Annotated in this window: 22 protein-coding genes and 1 pseudogene; 11 read left to right on the top strand and 12 right to left on the bottom strand. The window is 73.7% G+C overall.

The features are described 5' to 3' along the window. Position 1: 1 nt before the first annotated feature. Both JFN87_RS17830 and JFN87_RS17835 read left to right on the top strand, forming a co-directional pair. Positions 2 to 619: a hypothetical protein gene (locus JFN87_RS17830; RefSeq protein WP_209341088.1), complete on the top strand. Its 618-nt coding sequence runs from the start codon at positions 2 to 4 to the stop codon at positions 617 to 619. A 185-nt stretch (positions 620 to 804) separates the two neighbouring features. Further along, positions 805 to 1194 (top strand): DUF2516 family protein, encoded by a 390-nt coding sequence (locus JFN87_RS17835; protein WP_209341089.1) that lies wholly within the window; start codon positions 805 to 807, stop codon positions 1192 to 1194. Positions 1195 to 1243: 49 nt separating this feature from the next. Here the strand turns inward: JFN87_RS17835 and JFN87_RS17840 are convergent, their stop codons facing one another. The 3 genes from JFN87_RS17840 to JFN87_RS17850 form a co-directional block, all read right to left on the bottom strand. Further along, positions 1244 to 2737 carry a PP2C family protein-serine/threonine phosphatase gene (locus JFN87_RS17840; RefSeq protein ID WP_209341090.1) on the bottom strand — a complete coding sequence of 498 codons (1494 nt, stop codon included), beginning with the start codon at positions 2735 to 2737 and terminating at the stop codon, positions 1244 to 1246. A 305-nt stretch (positions 2738 to 3042) separates the two neighbouring features. Then, entirely contained in the window at positions 3043 to 4248 is a 1206-nt protein-coding gene (locus tag JFN87_RS17845) for a C40 family peptidase (RefSeq protein ID WP_209341091.1), read from the bottom strand. A 221-nt stretch (positions 4249 to 4469) separates the two neighbouring features. After that, positions 4470 to 5276: a class I SAM-dependent methyltransferase gene (locus JFN87_RS17850; RefSeq protein WP_209341092.1), complete on the bottom strand. Its 807-nt coding sequence runs from the start codon at positions 5274 to 5276 to the stop codon at positions 4470 to 4472. 341 nt (positions 5277 to 5617) lie between these two features. On the opposite strand from JFN87_RS17850, the gene mshA reads away from it, so the two are divergent. Continuing rightward, positions 5618 to 6958, top strand: coding sequence for a D-inositol-3-phosphate glycosyltransferase (gene mshA, locus JFN87_RS17855; RefSeq protein WP_209341093.1), 1341 nt, complete (start codon positions 5618 to 5620; stop codon positions 6956 to 6958). Further along, complete coding sequence (locus JFN87_RS17860; RefSeq protein WP_209341094.1) at positions 6951 to 7556, top strand: type III secretion system chaperone family protein; 606 nt, start codon at positions 6951 to 6953, stop codon at positions 7554 to 7556. Before mshA ends, JFN87_RS17860 begins: the two co-directional genes overlap by 8 nt. An 84-nt stretch (positions 7557 to 7640) precedes the next feature. On the opposite strand, the gene JFN87_RS17865 is transcribed toward JFN87_RS17860, so the two are convergent. After that, positions 7641 to 8309: a Tat pathway signal sequence domain protein gene (locus JFN87_RS17865; RefSeq protein ID WP_209341095.1), complete on the bottom strand. Its 669-nt coding sequence runs from the start codon at positions 8307 to 8309 to the stop codon at positions 7641 to 7643. Positions 8310 to 8594: 285 nt separating this feature from the next. On the opposite strand from JFN87_RS17865, the gene JFN87_RS17870 reads away from it, so the two are divergent. From JFN87_RS17870 to JFN87_RS17885, 4 genes are all read left to right on the top strand, one after another. Then, positions 8595 to 9287 (top strand): TetR/AcrR family transcriptional regulator, encoded by a 693-nt coding sequence (locus tag JFN87_RS17870; protein WP_209341096.1) that lies wholly within the window; start codon positions 8595 to 8597, stop codon positions 9285 to 9287. 244 nt (positions 9288 to 9531) lie between these two features. Then, positions 9532 to 10197: a DUF6230 family protein gene (locus JFN87_RS17875; RefSeq protein ID WP_209341097.1), complete on the top strand. Its 666-nt coding sequence runs from the start codon at positions 9532 to 9534 to the stop codon at positions 10195 to 10197. Positions 10198 to 10199: 2 nt separating this feature from the next. Further along, positions 10200 to 10754, top strand: coding sequence for a DUF6114 domain-containing protein (locus JFN87_RS17880; protein WP_372449247.1), 555 nt, complete (start codon positions 10200 to 10202; stop codon positions 10752 to 10754). Positions 10755 to 10801: 47 nt separating this feature from the next. After that, positions 10802 to 12538, top strand: a complete 1737-nt coding sequence (locus JFN87_RS17885; protein WP_209341098.1) for an MFS transporter — start codon at positions 10802 to 10804, stop codon at positions 12536 to 12538. Here JFN87_RS17885 and JFN87_RS17890 read toward each other — a convergent pair. From JFN87_RS17890 to JFN87_RS17905, 4 genes are read right to left on the bottom strand one after another with little or no spacing between them, the layout of a single operon-like run. Next, the gene (locus tag JFN87_RS17890; RefSeq protein ID WP_209341099.1) at positions 12513 to 13310 is read right to left on the bottom strand and encodes a class I SAM-dependent methyltransferase; all 798 of its coding nucleotides are present in this window, start codon (positions 13308 to 13310) and stop codon (positions 12513 to 12515) included. The genes JFN87_RS17885 and JFN87_RS17890 overlap by 26 nt on opposite strands. 46 nt (positions 13311 to 13356) lie before the next feature. Continuing rightward, a complete protein-coding gene (locus JFN87_RS17895) occupies positions 13357 to 14310 on the bottom strand; it encodes an ABC-2 membrane transporter-related protein (protein ID WP_209341100.1) in 954 nt (317 codons plus the stop codon). Continuing rightward, entirely contained in the window at positions 14307 to 15311 is a 1005-nt protein-coding gene (locus JFN87_RS17900) for an ABC transporter ATP-binding protein (protein WP_209341101.1), read from the bottom strand. The genes JFN87_RS17895 and JFN87_RS17900 overlap by 4 nt, the downstream gene beginning before the upstream one ends. After that, a complete protein-coding gene (locus tag JFN87_RS17905; protein ID WP_209341102.1) occupies positions 15308 to 15712 on the bottom strand; it encodes a GntR family transcriptional regulator in 405 nt (134 codons plus the stop codon). The genes JFN87_RS17900 and JFN87_RS17905 overlap by 4 nt, the downstream gene beginning before the upstream one ends. Before the next feature lie 103 nt (positions 15713 to 15815). Between JFN87_RS17905 and JFN87_RS17910 the strand changes: the two are divergent. Further along, a pseudogene (locus JFN87_RS17910) lies at positions 15816 to 16456 on the top strand (DinB family protein). Here JFN87_RS17910 and JFN87_RS17915 read toward each other — a convergent pair. Then, complete coding sequence (locus tag JFN87_RS17915; protein ID WP_209341103.1) at positions 16453 to 16866, bottom strand: nitroreductase/quinone reductase family protein; 414 nt, start codon at positions 16864 to 16866, stop codon at positions 16453 to 16455. The pseudogene JFN87_RS17910 and the gene JFN87_RS17915 sit on opposite strands and share 4 nt — an antisense overlap. 137 nt (positions 16867 to 17003) lie before the next feature. On the opposite strand from JFN87_RS17915, the gene JFN87_RS17920 reads away from it, so the two are divergent. Next, positions 17004 to 17696, top strand: a complete 693-nt coding sequence (locus JFN87_RS17920) for a M15 family metallopeptidase (RefSeq protein ID WP_209341104.1) — start codon at positions 17004 to 17006, stop codon at positions 17694 to 17696. Between the two features lie 76 nt (positions 17697 to 17772). Here JFN87_RS17920 and JFN87_RS17925 read toward each other — a convergent pair whose 3' ends face one another. Continuing rightward, positions 17773 to 18183: a (R)-mandelonitrile lyase gene (locus JFN87_RS17925; protein ID WP_209341105.1), complete on the bottom strand. Its 411-nt coding sequence runs from the start codon at positions 18181 to 18183 to the stop codon at positions 17773 to 17775. A 65-nt stretch (positions 18184 to 18248) separates the two neighbouring features. Continuing rightward, positions 18249 to 18569 carry a carboxymuconolactone decarboxylase family protein gene (locus JFN87_RS17930; protein ID WP_209341110.1) on the bottom strand — a complete coding sequence of 107 codons (321 nt, stop codon included), beginning with the start codon at positions 18567 to 18569 and terminating at the stop codon, positions 18249 to 18251. A gap of 221 nt (positions 18570 to 18790) precedes the next feature. Here JFN87_RS17930 and JFN87_RS17935 point away from each other — a divergent pair, with 221 nt between their 5' ends. Next, positions 18791 to 19684, top strand: coding sequence for a helix-turn-helix transcriptional regulator (locus JFN87_RS17935; protein ID WP_209341106.1), 894 nt, complete (start codon positions 18791 to 18793; stop codon positions 19682 to 19684). Positions 19685 to 19714: 30 nt separating this feature from the next. Here the strand turns inward: JFN87_RS17935 and JFN87_RS17940 are convergent. Continuing rightward, positions 19715 to 20584: ANTAR domain-containing protein (locus tag JFN87_RS17940; protein WP_209341107.1), on the bottom strand; the 870-nt coding region annotated here is incomplete at its 5' end.

Raw genomic sequence — 20584 nt, forward strand, 5'->3', positions numbered from 1 at the left:
CATGGCAATCGCCGATGACCTGCGCAAGACCCTCACCGACCCGACGCCGCTCTACTTCGCCGCCGGGACCGCCGACCTCGTCGTGGAGCAGGTCAAGAAGGCGCCCGAGCACTTCGAGGCCGTGCGCAACAGCGACCCGCGCGCCGTGCAGGAGCAGGCCGCCGAGCGGGCCCGCGGGGCGCAGGCCAGCGTGCAGGCGAAGGTGAACGAGCTGATCGGCTCCATCGACCGCGACCCGCGCAAGCTGGGCGAGACCGCGCAGGGCCTCGCGCTGCGAGGTGTCGGCGTCGCGCTCGAGTACGCCGTGAAGGCGCGGGAGACGTACGTGCGCGTCGCCGAGCGCGGCGAGCAGAGCGTGCGCACCTGGCGCGGCGACGCGGCCGAGGACATCAACGACATCGCCGTCGCCGTCGAGCCGGACGCGCCCGCGAAGCCGTCGAAGGCCCCGGAGACGCCCGTCGCCACCGACCCCGGCGAGCCCGGTGCGCCCCGCGCCGCGACGCCGCGCAAGGCCACCCCGCGCAAGGCGGCGCCCCGCAAGGCCACCCCGCGCAAGGCCGCGCCCCGCAAGGCGCCCGAGGCGAGGAAGACCGCGCCGCCCGCGTCGGACGGCGAGTAGTTCCGACGGCCAATGGTCGTCCGCGGAAGCGGTTCGGGCACTGTTCGGGCACTCTTGCCGTGTCCGGTCCGTTGTCCGCGTACGGTTGCTAACGGTCTGGTTCGCTCCCTTTCGTGCGCCAGGCCCGCAAGGCGGTGGGTCGTCCACCGGTACACCACCCATCTTCTCCACAGGCGGTGCACGGCATGTTGCTCTCCGGCTTCGGCTTCGTCCTCTTTCTGATCGGCTTGTTCCTGCTGGTGTTCGGCGTGGTCGCGCTCGTCATCGCGTCGACGACGCGCGAGGACGCCTACCGCGCCACCGGCAAGAGGACCAAGAAGTTCTGGGTCGGCATCCTCTCCGCCGTCGTGGCGGTGAACGTCCTGCCGATCATCGGGTTCTCCCTGCCCCTGATGACCATGCTCCAGATCGCCGGCCTCGTCGGGACGATCGTGTTCATGGTCGACGTGCGTCCCGCCACCCGCGCCATCACCGGTGGCGGCGGTGGCCGCATCCGCGGCTGGCGGCGCGGGCGCCCGGGCGGCGGCGGGTCGAGCAGCGACGGGCCGTACGGGCCCTACAACGGACGGCGCTGAGCCGACCCCGGGCCTCCCCACCTGCCCGGCACTCGCCGCGCGGAAATGCTTACGGCGCCGCCGGTCCCACGAGGGCCGGCGGCGCCGGCGTGTTCTCGCCGCGGCCCAGCAGCAGCACGGCCACGTCGTCCGTGAGGTCCCCGCCGTTCAGCTCCTCGACGCGCGCGAGCGCGGCCTCGATCAGCGCGTCGCAGCGCAGCCCGGCCGCGAGCTGCTCGTTGACCATCTCGGCCATGCCGTCCTCGCCGAGCCGCCGGCTCGAACCGGCACCCACCCGGCCCTCGATCAGGCCGTCCGTGTAGATCATCAGGTCCCACGAGTCGCCGAGCTCCACCCGCCGGCTCGGCCACCTGCCGCCGGGCAGCAGCCCGAGCGCCGGGCCGCTGTGCTCGTACGACAGCAGGCGCGCGTCCTCGCCGTGCCGCGCGACCAGCGGCGCCGGATGGCCCGCGAGCCGCACGGTGGCGCCCCTGCCCTCCGGCTCGATGTCGACGGTGCACAGCGTCGCGAAGACCTCGTCGCTCTGCCGCTCGCACTCCAGCACCTGCTGCAACGTCGAGAGCAGCGTGTCCCCGCCGATCCCGGCGAGCGTCAGCGCGCGCCACGCGATGCGCAGCTCCACGCCGAGCGCGGCCTCGTCGGGGCCGTGGCCGCAGACGTCGCCGATCATCGCGTGGACGGTGCCGTCGGGCGTGCGGACGGTGTCGTAGAAGTCGCCGCCGAGCAGGGCGCGCGACCTGCCGGGCCGGTAGCGGGACGCGAAGCGCAGCTCGGATCCTTCGAGCAGCGGCGTGGGCAGCAGCCCGCGCTCAAGGCGCGCGTTCTCCTGCGCGTGCAGCCGGGACTCGGTCAGCTGGCGCTGCGCGCCGTCCGCGCGCTTGCGCTCGACCGCGTACCTGATGGTGCGGCTCAGCAGCCGCCCGTCCAGCTCGTCGCGGAACAGGTAGTCCTGTGCGCCCGCGCGGACGGCGGCGGCCGCGCGCTCGGCGTCGCCCTCGTCGGCGAGTGCCAGCACGGCGTGGTTCGGCGCGAGGCGTAGGACGCGGCTGAGCGGGCCGAGCCCGTCGTCGGCGGCCGCGCCGGGCAGGGCGAGGTCGACGAGCAGGCAGTCGATGTCGTCCGTGAGCAGCCGGGCCGCCTCGGTGAGGTTGCGTGCCGTGCGGATGCGGACGCGCGTGCCGCCGCCCTCGGGCAGCTCGGGCACGCTGAAAGGACCCGCGGGGTCGTCCTCGACGACGAGCAGGGTGAGGTGGCCGCAGGACGCGGCCGGGACCGCGGCGTCCACGTCATCTGCGCTCGCCGTGGCGCCGGTGCCAGCGCTGTCGCCGATGCCGGTGCCGGTGCCAGCGCCAGCACCGGTGCCGGTGTGCTGCGTCGTGTGCTGTGTCGCGTTGTCGTGGTGTGCGGCACCTGTGGTCGGTGTGGTGCCGGAGGTCCGGTTCTGGTCCTGATCCTGGTTCTGCGTGCTGTCTGCGGTGTCCGGCGTGGCCGCGGTCCGCTCCACTTCTGAACCTGTGCGCTGCCGCGGTACGGGTACGGGCATCGGTCTTGTTTTCCTTCCCTCCCCCCGAGGGCGGTGGTGCGGCGACGATCGACGCCCCACCGACGGGGACCATAGCGGTCCACGGCAGCAGTACGGAATGGCGAGACGGCAAGAGGCCGGTGTCATATGCGGGCCGGTGGGGCGCTCCCGGGCCGCCGCTCCTGCGCATCCATGGTGTTTCGGCCGGTTTGGTGCCGTCGTCCCGCCATGACGAACATCACGTGTCACGTTCGGCGCCGGGCGGCGGGGGCGGCGCCCGGCACGTGCGGCACGTCACACGCCCGTCACGCAGGGGCCGTTGGGCGTCACGCGAGCGGCGGCGCTCCCTCGTCCGGCCGTACGACGCCGAGCACCGGCATCGTGCCCGCCTTGGACACCATCACGTCCTTGCCTGGTCTCGGCGCCTGGATGATCTCGCCGGCGCCCGCGTACATCGCCACGTGGCTGGCGTCCTTGTAGTAGATGATCAGGTCGCCGGGGCGCATGTCGGCGACGGCGACGTGCGGCAGCAGCCGCCACTGCTCCTGCGACGTGCGCGGTATGTGTGTCCCCGCCGCCGCCCACGCCTGCGACGTCAGCCCCGAGCAGTCGTACGTGTCGGGCCCCTCGGCCCCCCACACGTACGGCTTGCCCAGCTGCGCCGTGGCGAAGGCGAGCGCCTTCGCGCCGGACGCGCTCGGTGCCCGGTTCATGTCGCCGGGCGCCGACGAGTTCAGCCAGGTCGTCTGGGCCGTCGCGGCCGCGTCCTTCTCCAGCTCGGCCAGGCGCGCCCGCTGACTCGCGGCGAGACCCGACTCGAGCCGTTTCGCGTCGGAGATCTTCTGCTTGATCTCCTTCTTGTTCTCCGCCGTGGCCTGCCGGCTCTTCTTGAGCTTCTTCCAGTTCGCGCCCGCGTCCTGCGCGTAGGTCGTCAAGTCGGCCTGGGCGTCGGTCATCTGCTTGATCAGCTGGTTCGTCGCCTTCTGTTCGGCCTCCGCATGCCCGAGGCCGTCGAGGAAGGACTGCGGATCGGTGGTGAGGGCGAGGCGCGCCGAGGTCGGCAGGCCGCCGTTGCGGTACTGGGCGCGTGCCGCGGCCCCGGCCTGCTTCTTCAGCGCGGCGATCCGCGTGCGGCCCGCGACGAGCGCCGCGGCCGTGCGTGCCATCTGGTCCTTCTGCTCGGACGCGCGCTCGGTGGCGAGGTTGTAGGCGTCCGTGGCCGAACCCGCCTGCTGGTAGAGGCTGTCGATGCGCTGCCGAACCTTGTCGAGCGACGAGTCCGAGGTGGTGCCGGGGGCGGTGCCCGAGGCGGTGCCCGGGGAGTTCGTGCCGTGGCCGGCCGCGCCTGGCGGCAGTTCGACGGGTGGCGGCGCGACCGGCGAGCGGTAGTCCTGCGCGGGCAGCGAAGGGCCGCCGCCGGGCCCCGGCTTGGGCGCCGCGTACGCGCGGGACGCGGTCGCCACGGGCGCCGCGTACAGGCCGAGCGCGCACACCAGCGTGATCGCGGCGGCCACACAGCGTCGACGACTCACGACGTCCCCCCAGTTCTTCCCGGACTCCCGGTCCTTCCGGATCTTCCGGCTCTTCCCGGTCTCCTACGGCTCACGAGCCCCCCACGTCACGTCAGTTCTCCACATGCGCCACGGTCGGCGGCGCGCGCTTCCGCGCATGGGACGCACCGATCCTCGCCCGGGTTCCCCTCCCCGCGCAATGGCCTCATGCGACGGCCCCGTGCCGGTCAGCCCCGCGCCCGTCAGACCCCGCGCGGTGCGAGCGCCTGCCAGCGCACCGTCACCTCGCCCTGGCGCATGCGCCGCGGGTCCGCCATCACCGGCCAGTCGGCGGCGAGTTCGCGTACGGCGGTGAGCCAGCGCTGCCGCGCACCGAGCGGCGCGTACGCGGCGGCCGACGCCCAGGCGCGGTCGAAGTCGCGCAGGAAGGCGTGCACCGGCTCGCCCGGCACGTTGCGGTGGATGAGCGCCTTCGGGAGCCGCTCCGCGAGGTCGGACGGGCGGTCGAGGCCGCGCAGCCGCGCGGCGAACGTGACGGTACGTGGCCCCTCGGGGCCGAGCGCGACCCACACGTGCCGCCGGCCGATCTCGTCGCAGGTGCCCTCCACCAGCAGCCCGCCGGGCGCGAGGCGCGCGGTCAGGCGGGCCCAGGCCGCCGGCACCTCGTCCTCCGGGTACTGGCGCAGCACGTTCGCCGCCCGGATCAGCAGGGGGCGCCGGCCGCCGGGCAGCGGGATCTCGAAGCCGCCGTGCAGGAAGCGCAGGCCGGGGCGCTCGTACGGGAGCGCGGCCGCGACCCTGGACGGGTCGATCTCCACGCCGGTGACTTCCGTGCGCGGCGCCACGGCGCGCAGCCGGGCCAGCAGCTCGACGGCCGTCCACGGCGCGGCCCCGTAGCCGAGGTCGACGACAGACGGGTCACCGGCCGAGCGCAGGGCCCGGCCGTGGCACGCGGCGATCCAGCGGTCCATGCGGCGCAGCCGGTTGCGGTGGGTGGTGCCTCGCGTCGCGGCGCCCACGGGGCGGGGGTGCGGGCGGGGCGACGGCATGGGGCGAGCCTACCGAGCGTGACGAGGGTGGCGAGCCCGGGCGAGCGCCGCGCGGACGCGGCGGACGCGGCGGCAAGGCGGAGGCGGCGGACGCGGCAGCAAGGCGGACGCGGCGGCAAGGCGGAGGCGGCGGACGCGGCGGACGCCGGAAAGGCTGAAGACACGCGGACGTGTGGGCAATCTTTTGGCAAAGCGGAAATGAAAGGGCTCGTTCCGCTGTTCCACGGAGGCTGACGGCGGGCACCCGCCTGCCCACGGCGCCGACGTGACGTGCGAGATGTACCCGACGCGCGTGACGCGCGAGCGCCGTGCCGAGTGCCCCGAGCGAGAGGACCGTCGACGTGAGCCAGTACGTGTCCAGGATCAAGGGCACGGTACCGCCCCCCAGGCTCAGGTTCCCCGGACAGCGCCGGAGGCCTCGCCGCGTCGCCATGCTCAGCGTCCACACCTCGCCGCTGCACCAGCCGGGCACGGGCGACGCGGGCGGGATGAACGTCTACATCGTGGAGCTGGCGAAGCGCCTCGCCGCCATCGACATCGAGGTGGAGATCTTCACGCGCGCCACCACCGGCGGGCTCAGCCCCGCCGTGGAGCTCGCGCCCGGCGTGCTCGTGCGCCATGTGGACGCCGGCCCCTACGAGGGGCTGTCCAAGGAGGACCTGCCCGCGCAGCTGTGCGCGTTCACGCACGGCGTGATGCAGGCGTGGGCCGGGCACCGGCCCGGCCACTACGACCTGGTGCACTCGCACTACTGGCTGTCCGGGCACGTCGGCTGGCTGGCCGCCGAGCGCTGGCGCGTGCCGCTCGTGCACGCCATGCACACCATGGCGAAGGTGAAGAACGCGGCGCTCGCCGAGGGCGACACCCCAGAGCCCCCGGCCCGCGTCATCGGCGAGACGCAGGTCGTACGCGCCGCCGACCGCCTGATCGCCAACACCGACGAGGAGGCGGGCGAGCTCGTCCGCTTCTACGACGCGGACCCCTCGCGCACGGCCGTCGTGCACCCCGGCGTCAACCTGGACCGCTTCCGGCCGGGCGACGGCCGCGCCGCCGCACGTGCCAGGCTCGGCCTGCCCGCGGACGCGTTCGTGCCGCTGTTCGCCGGCCGCATCCAGCCGCTGAAGGCTCCGGACGTCCTGCTGCGCGCCGTGGGGCTGCTGGTGGACCGGGCGCCGTCGCTGCGCGGCCGGATGGTCGTGCCGGTGGTCGGCGGGCCGAGCGGCAGCGGGCTCGCGAAGCCCGAGGAGCTGCAGAAGCTCGCCGCCAGGCTGGGCATCGCCGATCTGGTGCGGTTCGTGCCGCCGGTGGGGCAGGACCGGCTCGCGGACTGGTTCCGTGCCGCGTCGGTGCTGGTCATGCCGTCGTACAGCGAGTCGTTCGGCCTGGTCGCGATCGAGGCGCAGGCGACGGGCACGCCCGTCGTCGCCGCCGGCGTCGGCGGCCTGCCGGTGGCCGTGCGGGACGGCACGACGGGCTTCCTCATCCCGGGCCACGACCCCGCCGCGTACGCGGATGCGCTGCGGCGCTTCATCGACCGCCCCGGCCTGGTGGACGAGATGGGCACGGCGGCGGCCGGGCACGCGCGGCGCTTCGGCTGGGACACGGCGGCGCGCGCCACCGCCGACACCTACACCGCTGCCCTGCAGGAACACCGACGTCGCGTACGCTCGCCGCATGGGTGACGCGCAGCGCGGCAGGGCCGCAGGGAGCGCGGCGACGGCGACCGAGGAGGCCGCGCGCGTCGTCGAGCGCGCCCTCGAAGGACTCAGGGACGCGGAAGCGGACGCGAACGGCGGACGCGATGGTACGGACGCCGCCGGCCATGCGCGCACCGGCGTCACGTGGGAGTCGCCCGAGCCGGGCTCGTACGTGGTGACACTGCCCGGCACGCGCAAGCTGTCCACGACGTGCTCGCTGCGCGTCGGCCGGCACTCCCTCTCCCTGAACGCCTTCGTCGTCCGCCACCCCGACGAGCGGGCCGACCGCGTCCACCGCTGGCTGCTGGAGCGCAACCTCCGTCTGTACGGCGTGAGTTACGCGATCGACCGGCTGGGTGACGTCTACCTGACGGCCAGGCTGCCGCTCGCCGCCGTCACCGAGGACGAGCTCGACCGGCTGCTCGGCGCGGTGCTCGAAGAGGCCGACGGCTCGTTCAACACACTGCTCGAGCTGGGCTTCGCCGAGGCGATCCGCAAGGAGTACGCCTGGCGTGTGTCGCGCGGCGAGTCGACCCGCAACCTCGCCGCCTTCACCCACCTCACCGGCGAGAACGAGGCCTGACGGCGGCCGCGCGGTGCACGGCCGCCGTCATCGGCCCGTGGAAAGGCCCCAGTTGAGGCCTCAGTTGAAGCCCCGGTCGATGCCTCAGTTGACGAACACCGACGGGCTGCCGGACACGCTGGTGTCCTGCACGGGGCCGTACGTCGCCGAGAAGTAGCCGTTCGACGGGCAGAGGCCCGACCCCGTCGTCTTCGCGAAGTGCTGATTGGCGAAGGTGATCGTGTTGCCGGTGTTGGACGTCGTGCCGCTCAGCCCCGTCGAGGTGTAGACGCAGGTGATCGAGCCCAGCACCGTGTTGAGCTTCAGCGTCGTCGTGATCGGGCCCGCGCTGCCCGCGGCCACGTCGAGCGCGCCCGCCGAGGTGGCCGTCGAGGCGAAGGGCAGGTTGCCCACGGTGATGCTCTGCACGCCCGTCGCGCCGAGCACGTTGGTCGTGCAGCCGCCGAAGGTGTGGTCGGTGACGGACTCGGTCGCCGTGCCGGGCGCGGCCGGGTTGCCCGTGACGGACGCGGTGAACGTCGAGCTGGTGCAGGTGATGCCGGTGCTGCCGCCCGAGGTCGTCGCGATGACGGCCTTCGCGCCGGGCGCGAGTGCGGCGGTGAGCACGTCGCCGGTGGCGACGGCGGTTCCGCCCGCGCTGCCGTACGTGAGCACGGAGCCGGCCCCCGCGCCCGCCGCGAAGGCGGGGGCGGCGGCGAGGAGCGCCGCGGCGGCGGAGACGCCGGCGGTGGCGAGGAGAGTGCGCTTGCCCATGATGAAGTCCCTTGTGTCGAACGGACGGTATGGACGTGCGACGTGCGTGTGCGACGTGCGGCGCGGACCCGACAAGTCCGGCGGAGAGCGAGGCCGGGTGTGTGGTGGGGGATTGGGGGAAACGGGTCCGGCGCCACGGACCCGTCCCGGGCCCCGGCCCTCGTGCGTTCCGCGTGCCGTGACGCGTCACGGCGAGAGGGAAACCCAAGAGGGTTGTAAACCCGGCGCGGTGGAGGCGTCAACCGTACGGGGCCTGAAGGGGCGGCCGTTGGTAAGGATGTGGCCATGGAAATCGCCCAGGACCACAAGCGGCGGCCGCTGCTGCCGGGTGCCCGCACGGGCCGCGAACCCGAGCGGTCGATCAGGCCGGGACCTCGGCGTACACCGGCTGAGCTGGTGGCCGCCACCCAGCGCGACCGGCTCCTCGACGGGATCGCCCGCACCGTGGCCGAAAAGGGGTATGCCGGTGCGCGGATCAGTGACATCTGCCGGGCGGCCGGTGTGACCAGGCCCGTGTTCTACGAGCAGTTCGCGGGCAAGGAGGACGCGGTGCTCGCCGCGTACCGCTCGGGGGTGCGCCTCGTCGTGCAGGCCATGGAGCAGGAGCACCGGCGCGCCGGGAGCGGCGGCGACTGGCCGGCCGCCGTGCGCGCGGCGCTCGCCGAGCTGCTGGCCATCCTGGCGGGCACGCCCGCGTTCGCCGCGATGCTGGTGGAGGTCGAGGGCATCGGCGGCGCGGGGCGCGCCGAGCGCGAGGTGCTGCTGCGCAGCTTCCGTACGTTCTTCGACGAGGCGCCGCCCGCGCCGCCCGGGGTGGTCGGTGAGGAGCTGGTGGACGCGGTGATCGGGGCCGTCCACCTGGCGTTGTACCGGCGCATCTCGCAGGGCGCCGCGCACACGCTGCCGGACCTGCTGCCGACGCTCCTGTGCGTGGTGCTCGCGCCGTTCGGCGCCCGAGCTGCCCACGAAGTGCCGTGACTGACAGCCGTGTTGACGTCTGAACAGGCGTTGCACACACAAAGGGCACCTCTTTTTCACAGGACCGTTGACCGGGGGTGTACCTGGGGGTAACTTCCGAAGTGCTCCCGTGGCCGCGCCGCCGGCTTCTGAAGTGGCAGTGCCCCCTGGGGATGCCACCGGTGGACGCGGGGAGCGGTCCGCGCCAGGGCGAAGCCGACGCACGTCGTTCCGCGATCGTCAGCGTGTTCAAGGAGCCTCATTCATGGCCATCTCCGAAGGACCAGACAGACTCGAAGGCGAGGGTGCCACCGCCCTCGCGCCGCCGCCCGCCCGCAGGGGCAGGGTGCGCCTGCGCAGGGCGGCCGTGATGGGGGTGCCCGCCGCCGCGATAGCCGCCACGATGGTGGTGCTCACCGCGCAGGGCGCCCTGGCGGCGCAGTTCGCGATATCGGGCATGCCGTTCGTGGTGCGCGGCGACAAGCTGACGGGCACCGGTTTCGGCCAGTTCGGCGGCCTCGACCAGATGGCGCCCGGCAGCCCCAACGCGGGTGACACGGGGGGCCAGGTCCTCACGATCGTCACCGCCATCCGCAAGGCCGACATCACCAACCTGTGCCAGAGCGTGGCGCTCGGCGGTGTGTACCTGCACATCACGGCCGGCGCCGACCCGAACAACCCGGTGCACGCGGACGCGTTGACGACGGACTCGACGGACATCGCGGGCAAGCTCGCGTCGTTCGACAACATCGAGATCGGCGGCGACGCCTCGACGTTCGACAAGCCGCCGGTCAAGGGGCCGCTCGGGGTGTTCGGGCAGCAGGCCGACACGGTCACCCTGAACAGCTTCAGGCAGACCAACTACGCCACGACGGCCTCGAAGTTCACCCTGCCCGGGCTGCACATGAGCTTCTCGAAGAAGGGCTGCTGAGCGTGGCGTCCGAGCCCGGCGAGCGGCCGGCCGGGGACCCGTCCCCGGCCGCCGTGCCGCACGCCGCCCCGGCTGGGCCCGCTGCCCCGGCTGAGCCCGCCGCCCCCACGGCCCACGCCGTGCCCGCTGCCGTGCCCGCCGTGCCTGCCGTGCCTGCCGTGCCCGCCGAGAGGCAGCGGGGCTTTCGCGGGTGGCGGCGCAGGCGGCCCTTCTGGGGCGGGCTGTGCGTCCTGCTCGGCGGGTGCGAGACGCTGCTCAGCGAGCGCGCCAACATCTCCGTCGTCCTGCACGCGGGCGCGGAGTCGCTCGCCGGGTACCTGCTGCCCGCCGTGGTCGCGATCTGCGGGCTGCTGATCATCTTCAACCCGATGCACCGGCTGTTCTACTCGGTGATCTCGGTGCTGTGCTCACTCGGCACGTGGGTCACGTCCAACCTCGGCGGCTTCGTCGTCGGCATGCTGCTCGGCCTCGTGGGCAGTTCGCTGGCGTTCGGCTGGCTGCCCGACCAGGAGCCGAGGCGCCGGCGGCGCGGGAAGGCGGGCGCCGCGCGCGCGTAGGCGCGCTTGAGGTGCGGGGCGGCGGGGCGCGGGGGAGCATGGTCCGCATGAGCAGCCGTGAGGCGCCCGAGCGCCCGCTGACATCGGCGGGCGGCGGCCCCGCCGCCCGCCAGACACTCACACTGGCGGCGATGCTGTTCGCCGTCGCGATGACGTTCATCGACCAGACCATCGTGTCGATCGCGGCGCCCGACATCGTGCGGGAGCTGAGCCTGTCCTCGTCGGGCATGCAGTGGGTGATCAACGCCTACCTGCTGGCCCTGGCGGCGTTCTTCGCGCTCGGCGGCAGGCTGGCCGACATCTTCGGCCACCGCCTGATGATGGTGATCGGCACGCTGGTCTTCGTGGTGTCGTCGGTGCTGTGCGGTGTGGTGCCGAGCGGTGGCTTCGCACAGGCCTGGCTGGTGATCTTCCGCGCGACGCAGGGGCTCGGCGCGGCCCTGATGTTCCCCGCCGCGCTCGCCGTCGTCGTGGAGGCGTTCCCCGCCGGGCGGCGCGGGCGGGCGCTGGCCCTGTTCTTCGGCCTGTCGGGTGCGCTGACGGCGGTGGGACCGCTGCTCGGCGGCTGGCTGACCGACTGGACGTGGCGCGCCGTCTTCTGGGTCAACGTGCCGATCGCGGTGGTCGCGCTGGTGCTCGTGGGGCTGGCGAGGGTGCCGAACGTGCGCCGCCGGGAGCGGGTGGACGTGACGGGCGCGGCGCTGGTCGCGATCGGCCTGGCGCTCAGTGTGTTCGGCTTCATGCAGGCGTCGGCGTGGGGGTGGGCGTCGGCCGCCACGTGGGGGTGTGTCGTGGGCGGCCTGGCCGTCCTCGCGGTGTTCGTGCGCTACGAACGAACGCGCGCGCACCCGCTGATCAGGCTGGCGGTCTTCAAGGACCGCGCGTTCACCGTCGACATGGTCGTGCTGTTCTTCGCGATGCTCGCGTTCGTCCCGGTGTTCTTCTTCGCGTCGGTCTATGCGCAGGTGTCGCTGAGCGCGTCCCCGAACCAGGCCGCCCTGTTCCTGCTGTACTTCTTCGTCGGCTTCGCCGTCGCCTCGCAGTGGGGCGGCAGGATCCTCGACAAGCAGGGCGCGCGCCCGGCGATGAGGATCGGTTCGATCGTCGGGGCCGTGGGGTTCGCGCTGTGGGCGGGAAAGGCGACGTCCCTGTCGATGCACGACCAGTGGCCGTACGTGGCGCTCGCGGGCGCGGGCATCGGCTTCATCCTCGCCCCGGCCTCGACGGACGCGGTCAACCGCGCGATCGACGCCTCGTACGGCGAGGTCACCGGCATCTCGCAGACCGTGCGCAACTACGCGGCCAGTGTGGGGCTCGCCGTCTTCGGGACGGTGCTCACGCACACCACCACCAGCAGGGTCTACGACACACTGCACGGCCGCGGCGTGCCGGCCGCCGCGGCGCACGATGCCGCGCGGCACGTCGCCCAGTCCGTGACGGGCCAGGGCGACAGCCGTGCGCCCAGCGGCAGCGGGGCCGTCTCCAGCGCCGTACGGGACGCGGCGGGGTCGATCCGCATGGACTTCGCCGAGGCCAACCGCGTGGTCTTCTACTGCATGGCCGCGTGCCTCGCGGTGGCGTTCTTCGTCTCGCTGCGGCACCCGGGCGGCCGCCCGGCCCACCTCGTGCCGGGCGAAGCGGCCGGGGCGGGCCCGGGCGCGGCGGAGTCGGGCGCGGCGTCGCGCGGGTCCGGCGCGTCAGGCGCGTCCGGCTCGGCGCACGGCACGTCCGGCTGGGCGTCCGGCGCGCGCCGCGCGTTCAGGACGCGAAGGGCTCCGCACTGACCCGTATCTTCGACTGCCCGTGCTCGCGCGTCTCCCAGTCGTCCATGAACCGCCCGTGCAGCCCGCGCTTCTCCGCGAGCGCGATCAGTGTTTCCGTGCGGTAGTAGAAGTCCTCCCGCAGCACCTGGTGCTCGTCGCCCTCCGTGCGGTCGAAGGTGAAGTCGAAGAAGCCGCCGGGCCGCAGCACCCTGCCGACGTGCGAGAGGCACTCGTCGATGACGTCGAGCGGCGAGTGCGAGAACACACTGTGCGCGTGCACGACGTCGAAGTGCCCGGCGGGCAGGAAGTCGAGCGTCAGGTCCTGGGTGAGGGTGAGGTGCGGCACCTTGTCCTGGAGGTGGAAGCGCGTCAGCGTCTGCTTCGCGGAGATGAGGATGTCGGGCGAGATGTCGATGCCGTAGTAGTTCCCGCTGTCCAGGTGGTCGATGAAGCGCCAGCCTGCCCGCAGGTTGCCGCAGCCGATGTCCAGCATGCGGTGTGCGGGGGACAGGCCGTGGCCGAGCAGGTACTCGTACTGCATGGCGCCGAGCGCGAGCCACCGGTCGTGGGTGCGGCTGCCGACGGCCGCCTCCGGGTTGCGCGCGGTGTCCGAGGCCATCACGGCGCGGTAGTAGGCGACGTGGCCGGGGTGTTTGAGGCGCAGCCACGTGTCGCGGGCGCCGCGCCGCACGTAGGGGGCGATGCGGCTGGGGTTGAGCACGGCGTAGCGCACCTTGTGGGCGAGTGCGGTGCGGTCGCGGCGAAGCGCCTTGTCCGACGGGGAGGTGGGCATGGCTGGGTTGTCCCTTCGACGTGTGGGCGGGGGAGGTTGCCCGCGTTCACAGCGCGCGGCGGCGCAGGCGTACGACGACGAGCGCGACCAGCGCGGCGGCGAGCACCAGCAGGATCGCGGTGGCGATCCACTGGCTGGTCCAGAAGTCGTGGCTCGGGAAGACCCGGTAGTAGCGGGAGACGAAGTCGTGCTGTTCCATGCACTTCTTCAGCCGGTCGCCGGAGAACTCGCAGGCGCTGATGTCGTGGTACGAGCCGTTCGCGGCGATGTAGCCCCACTGCCCTGCCGAACGGGCGCTGCCGATCAGCTGCTTGGGGTGGGTGCCGGGGCTGATCCTGGTGACCGGTGTGAGCCACGTCAGCCTGAGGGCGAAGAGCGCGAACCGCACGACGAACAGGGCCGCGAGGGTCGCCGCCATCGCGGGGATCACGCGCCGCAGCAGCAGTCCAGCGGCGGTACCGGCCGCGAGGCCGAACAGGGCGCAGGCGACGGCGGCGGGGCCGGTCGCGTCGTAGATGTAGCCGTCGTGCCAGTACAGGCCGCTGAGCATGTTGGACACGGGCGACCACCACCAGGCGACGAGCGCGGCGAGCACGGCGGCGCCTGCCGCCGAGCAGGCGGCCGCGACCGCGAAGCGCACGGCGAACCACCGTACGGGCCCGATGCCCTGGGCGAGCGCGAAGCGGTACGTGCCGCTCTCCAGCTCGCGGCCGATCAGCGGCGCGCCCCAGAACACACCGACGAGGGCGGGCACGGCCATGCTGATCCCGCACGCCAGCTTCAGCGGTCCCGTGCTGTCGAAGACCGCGCCGAGCGACCACGGGTTGTTCTTGCACGTGCCGTTCCAGCCCTTGCACAGCGGGGCGTGGTGTCCGTGTATGTACGCCAGCAGCGAGGACCGCTCGACGGCGGCCCACACCGCGAAGCCCACGACCAGCGCGAGCCCGATGAGGAGCTGGGTGCGCTGGCGGCGCCAGGCGTACCAGAGGGTGCCGGTCATGCCGCGCTCCGTTCCCCGTCGGCGTCGCCGTAGCCGTCGGCGTCGGCGTCGGCATCGGCGGCGCGGGCCGCGCGCAGCCGCCCGAGCAGCAGCTCCTCGACGGAGGGTGCGGCGGTCTCCCACCGGTCCTGATCCCAGACGAACGGGGTTGCCGCGCGGCCCGGTGCGTCCTGGCTCGGCATGCCCTGTCCAGGCGTCGCCGGCACATGGCTGACGAGCGCGGTGACGAGCCTGCCGGTGCGGGACGACTCGACGACGGCCGCGCGATCGAGTGCGGGTGGCAGCCCGTCCGGTGTGTCCTCGTGCGCCCGGCCGCGCACGAGCGTGTGCCCGTCGCGCAACTCCTGGACGTCGCCGTCGAGTCGGACCTCGCCGCGGTGCAGCAGCAGGACGCGGTCGCAGACGTTCTCGATCTCGGCGAGCACGTGGGAGGAGATCACGAGGGTGAGCTGCCGCTCGGCCGCCTCTGCCATCAGCAGCGCGGTGATCTCGTGCCGCACCAGCGGGTCGAGGTCGGCGAGCGGCTCGTCAAGCAGCAGCAGGTCGGCCTCCCGCGCGAGGACGGTGGCGAGCGCGACACGGCTGCGCTGCCCGGCGGAGAGCGCCCCGACGCGGCTGCGCGGCCGGATGTTCCCGGCCCGCACGATGCGCTCGGCGGCCTCCGTGTCGAAGGCGGTGTTGAGCTCGCGGACGAGCCTGAGGGTCTCGGCGACGGTCAGGTCGGGGTAGAGGGGCTTGTCCTGCGCGAGGAAGGCCCGCCGCTCGCGCGAGGCGGTCGAGCCGGGGTCGTCCCCGAACACGCGTATCTGCCCGGTGGTCGGGCGCAGTTGGTCGGCGGCGAGCTGCAACAGGGTCGACTTCCCGGCACCGTTGGCGCCGACGAGCGCGGTGACGCTGCCGGCGGGTATGTCGATGTCGCAGTCCCGCAGCGCCCAGCCGCCGCGGAACCTGCGGCCGAGACCGGTGGCCCGCAGCGCCGGGGGCGCGGTGGGTGAGTTCACTTCTTCTGTTCCTCTTCTTCCCTTGCTGCTTCGCCGTCGAGCACGTCGGTGACGAGGGCCAGCACGTCCTCGCGCTGGAGCCCGGCCGCCCTCGCCTGTTCGAGCCACGCGGCGAAGGCGGCGCGCAGCGGCGAACCGGCGCCGGCCTCGGGCCGCGCGAGCGAGCGGCGGACGAACGTGCCCTTGCCGGGGCGCGGATCCACCAGGCCCTCGCGTTCGAGCTCCCGGTAGGCGCGCAGCACCGTGTTCGGGTTCACCGCGGTCTGCTCGACCACCTGGCGTGCGGTGGGCAGCTGGTCACCCGGCTGCAGCACACCGAGCCGCAGCGCGGTCTTCACCTGATTGATGAGCTGTTGGTACGTGGCGACACCGCTGTGCCGGTCGATCCGGAACGCGACCATCCCCACCTCATTCCACTAATGGATTAGTTAATTAAGCAGATGCGGGAGGACGCCGTCAAACCCGTCCGGGTGCGAGACGAGTGCGGTGTGGCAGGCTGCGAACATGTCCCCGACACGCCCCGCACGCCTCGCACGCCCCGCACGCCCTGCGCGGCTCGTCCCGCTGATCGCGCAGTTCGACTTCGGACGTGAGCGGCTGACGTGCCGGATGGCGGGCCCGGTCGTGGACAGCGGGAACGGCACCGATGTCGCCGTCGCCGCGATGACCGACGAGGAGACTGGCAGTCCGTGCCGGACTGCTGGACGGTACGGCGACGCGGCGAACGGCCCGCCGCTGGCGCCGACTTCCTCACCGGCGCGGGGGAGTGGGGACGCGACGCGTCCCGCGAGGTCCCGCAGCGCCCGCCGTTCACCACCCTCGCGTGGCGGCTCTCGCACCTGACCGAGCTGCTGGCGCTCCGCGCCGACCACACGGCGGGCACGCACCGCCTCACCCGCGACGATCACCGCACGGCGGGGGACGCGGCCACCGCGATCGCCGCCTTCGACGCGGCGGCGACGGCCTGGCGCGCGGCGCTGCTCGGCGCCGGCGACGAGGCGCTCGACACCGTCGGGTACAGCACGTACCCGCACGGCAGCGACCCGGAGGACCCGTTCGTCGACACCGTCTGGTGGGTCAACCAGGAACTCCTGCACCACGGCGCGGAGATCGCGCTGCTGCGCGACCTGTACGCGCGGCGCTAGCTCGCCCGGGGCTCGTCGTCGTCGAGGTCGACGCGTGCGGTCAGCAGGTCGGTCCCGAACAGCACGACCGCCGCGCTGTTGCCGCGCGGCAGCGACCGCAGCCGCGCGCGCGGGTCGTCGTCGGGCAGCGTCTGCGCCGTCCCCGGGTACCAGCGCCCCTCGATCCGGACGCGGACCCGGGGATCGGCCGCGATGTTGCGCACGTACTGCGACCGCTCGCCGTGCTCCGACACGATCCAGAACACGTGCCCGACGCGTCGCCCGCCCACGGGCGTACGCCGCGGCTCCCCGGACACCCGGCCGGTGGTCTCCAGCAGCACCTGCGCGGGATTGCGGGAGTTGATCGGATTGACGACGCGCCGCTGCAGTGCGGTGACGGCGCGGTGCTTGAACCCGGTGAGAGGCGGCATACGCTCAATCCTCCCAGTCGAGCCGTCCCGTTGGCACCCCGACGCCCCGTCCGTACGCCATGACTTCGGCCTGCGGCGTCCGACGAGAGGCGGCCCAGCCGGCCCCCGGTCGCGGCTCGCCTGACAGGATCTTGGCCATGACAGGTGATGACGTCGTCCTCATGTCCGATCCCCGCGTCGCCGCCGTGCCGCCGGCCGAGTGCGGCGAGCCCCTCGTCGATGTGCGGGCCTACGCGGACGGCGCGCTGCGTGTCGACGGGCGTGAGGAGGCGCGGCAGGACTCGTACATGTACCTGCGCGAGGGCGTCGCCGCGCGGCTCGTTGCCGCGCAGCGGCAACTCCCGGCCGGGACACGGCTGCTGATTCTGGAGGGCTACCGCCCACCGGCCCTCCAGCGTCGCTACTTCACCGCGTACGCCGACGGCCTGCGCGCCGCGCACCCGGAGTGGCCCGCGGATCGCGTCCGCGCCGCCGCCAGCCGGTACGTCTCCCCTCCGGAGATCGCCCCGCACAGCGCGGGCGCGGCCGTCGACCTGACGCTGGCCACCGAGGACGGCGTCGAACTCGACATGGGTACCCGGGTCAACGCGGACCCGGAGGAGAGCGCGGGCGCCTGCTACACGCACGCCGCCGTCACGCCCGAGGCGCGTGCCCGCCGCGACCTGCTGTGCGCGGCGCTCGAAGCAGCGGGTCTCGTCAACTACCCGACGGAGTGGTGGCACTGGTCCTACGGCGACCGCTACTGGGCCCTGGCGACGGGGAAGGCCGAGGCCCTGTACGGCCCGTGCGAGCTGCCTGCCTTCGAGGCGGGCCGGACGCATCCCCGGTGACCGGCGGGCCACCCGGCCCGCACCAAATTGGCCGACGGAACAGTTGACCGTGTTGATCAGCGTCCGCCGGCGGCGATCACGCCGTATGGCGCAGAGCGTCGGCGTAGGTCTCGTCGGTGACCGGCTGGAGCCAGGTGGTGCCGTCGCCGTCCGCGTTGCCGACGACCATGGCGATGTGGGCCATGAGCGTGGTGTCCGTGGCGCCGTGCCAGTGCTCCTCGGCGGGCGGGCACTTCACCGTCTGGCCCGCGGCCACGCGTACGACGCTGCCGTCGCGGGTGCCGACGAGGCCGACGCCGTCGGTGACGTACAGGGTCTGGCCGTTGGCGTGTGCGTGCCAGTTGGTGCGCGCGCCCGGGGTGAAGCGGACCAGGGCGGAGGCGAGCCGGGCAGGTGGCGCGGGCGCCTCGATCGGGTTGAGGTAGACGTCGCCGGTGAAGCGCTCGGCGGGCGCCTTCGAGGTGGGGGTCGCCGTGATGTGTTCCATGGGGGATCTGATCCTTGTGCTGTGCGGGGACGGTCGAGGGTGTAGCGGGGGGCAGGCGCACCGGCTCAGGAGGCGCGTGCTTCGGCCGCCTTCTTGAGCTGGGTGATCGCGGTCATGGCATTGGGCCAGCCGGCGTAGAAGGCAAGGTGGGTGATGGCCTCGGACAGCTCGTCGACGCTGAGGCCGTTCTCCAGCGCGACGCCCAGGTGGTAGGGCAGCTGCTCGCCGCGGTAGAGGGCGGCGAGGACGCTGACGGTCACCAGGCTGCGGTCGCGCGGCGACAGGCCCGGGCGCTGCCAGACGTCGGCGAAGAGGACGTCGTTCGTGACGTCGACGAGCTTGGGCGCGATGGCCCGCAGCTCCTCTGGGGCGGACTGCTCGGGCATGGGCCTGGGCATGGGCATGGGGTCACTCCTTGGTCCCGGTCGGATGAGCGGGTCGGTGGTGCGGCGGGTCGACGGCGCGGGCGGTGCGCGCACCCGGCGGTGCCGCGACGGTCTGCCCACGTCGTCCAGGTAACCCGCTCCCCGCGCGCGGGGCGAGTCACCGTCGAGGGGTGTACCCGCGGTACACCCCACCCCCCGCGAAAGGGACGTACCGTCGAGGTGTGGACAACCGTGCGGAGGTCCGCGAGTTCCTGGCCTCGCGGCGAGCCAAGATCACCCCCGAGCGCGCCGGGCTTCCCCCGGGCAGCAGGCGGCGCGTGCCCGGCCTGCGCCGCAGCGAGGTCGCGGCGCTGGCCGACATGAGCGTCGAGTACTACGCCAAACTGGAGCGCGGCAACCTCGCCGGCGCCTCCCCCGCCGTGCTGGAGTCGCTCGCCCGCGCCCTGCGGCTCGACGAGGCCGAGCGCGCGCATCTCCTCAACCTCGCGCAGGCCGCCGACGGCTCCGACGCCCTCACGCGCCCCCGGCGCCGCTCGACGCGGCAGGGGACGCCGCGCCGCAGCCTGCAGTGGACGCTGGACGCCATCACCGCGGGCCCCGCCTTCGTCCGCAACGGCCGTCTGGACGTGCTCGCCGCGAACCGCCTCGCCCGCGCCGTCTACAGCGACGTGTACGCCTCACCGGCCACCAACCAGGCCAACCTCGCGCGGTTCAACTTCCTCGACCCCGCCTCCCGCCGCTTCTACCCCGACTGGGACCGGGCCGCCGACGTGTCCGTCGCCATCCTGCGCACCGAGGCGGGCCGCGACCCGCACGACAAGGACCTGCACGACCTCGTCGGCGAGTTGTCCACCCGCAGCGACGAGTTCCGCACCCGCTGGGGCGCCCACAACGTCCGCCACCACGGCACCGGCACCAAGCGCTTCCGCCACGAGGCCGTCGGTGAGCTGACCCTCGCCTACGAGGGCCTGGAGATGGCGGCGGAACCCGGCCTGACCCTCACCGTCTACACCGCGGAACCGGGTTCGCCCGACGAAGAGGGACTGCGGTCCCTCGCCACCTGGGCCGCCACCCGGGAGGCCGACGCTTCCGCCGCCGCGTCGCACGCCGGCTGACGCGGACCGCCGGCCGCGGTGCGGGGCGCGTCAGACGCGGTGGTCGGCGGCTCGCGCGTGGAGGAGTTCGAGGGCGTCGAGGAGGACCGTCCGCTGGTACCAGGAGTGCCACGCGGCGACGTCCGAGGCCAGCGAGCGCAGGGCGGCCTCCCCCTGAGGGGCGAGTTCCATGTCCGCGCGCGTGTGCTGGACGGACAGCGTGCCGGTGCAGCGGCCGCCCGGCAGGACGAGGGGCACGGCGTGGACGGCGTTGGGGACCGCCCCGAACCGGTCGTCCTCGGAGGGGCGGCCCGCGAAGGCCGGTACGGTCTCGGTGCCGGCGACGAGCAGCCCGGTGGCCTGCGCCCTGGCGACGGCGGGAGCGGTGACTTCCGTGCCGGCCGTGCCGGCCGTGCCGGTCGCGGTGCCGGCGGCCGCGATGTGCGCGTAGGCGTCGCGGTAGGCGGTGCCGAGCCCGCGATGGGCCTCCAGCACGAGGGCTCCCCCTTGCGCCGGGTCGGCCAGATGCAGCGCCGCGGCGTCGGAACGGGCATGCGCCACAGCCGCGTCGACGGCGGCCTGCAGGACGCGGGCGCGCCCGCCGGAAGCGGCGTCGTGAGCGCTGAGGAAGGCGGGTTCCGGGGGCGGCGTACGGCGCCGGCCGGGGAACCACGCACCGCTCGCGCGGGGCGGGGCAGGGGCCGCGACCACGGCGGAGGCCAGGACCCGCAGGGGCACGTTCCGCTCCTGCGAGACCTGCTTGAGCAGCACGAGCGCCGCGGTCGGCCGCGCGAGGCGGTAGCGGGCCAGGACGATGCCCTGCGCGAAGTCGATCAAGCCGTGCGAGCGGGCTTTCGCGCGCAGCCCGAAGACTTCCGCGCGCAACGCGCCGTCGGCGCCGCCCGCGCCGCCCGCGCCGCC

This window comes from Streptomyces montanisoli (assembly GCF_017813245.1).
GTDB classification, from domain to species: domain Bacteria; phylum Actinomycetota; class Actinomycetes; order Streptomycetales; family Streptomycetaceae; genus Streptomyces; species Streptomyces montanisoli.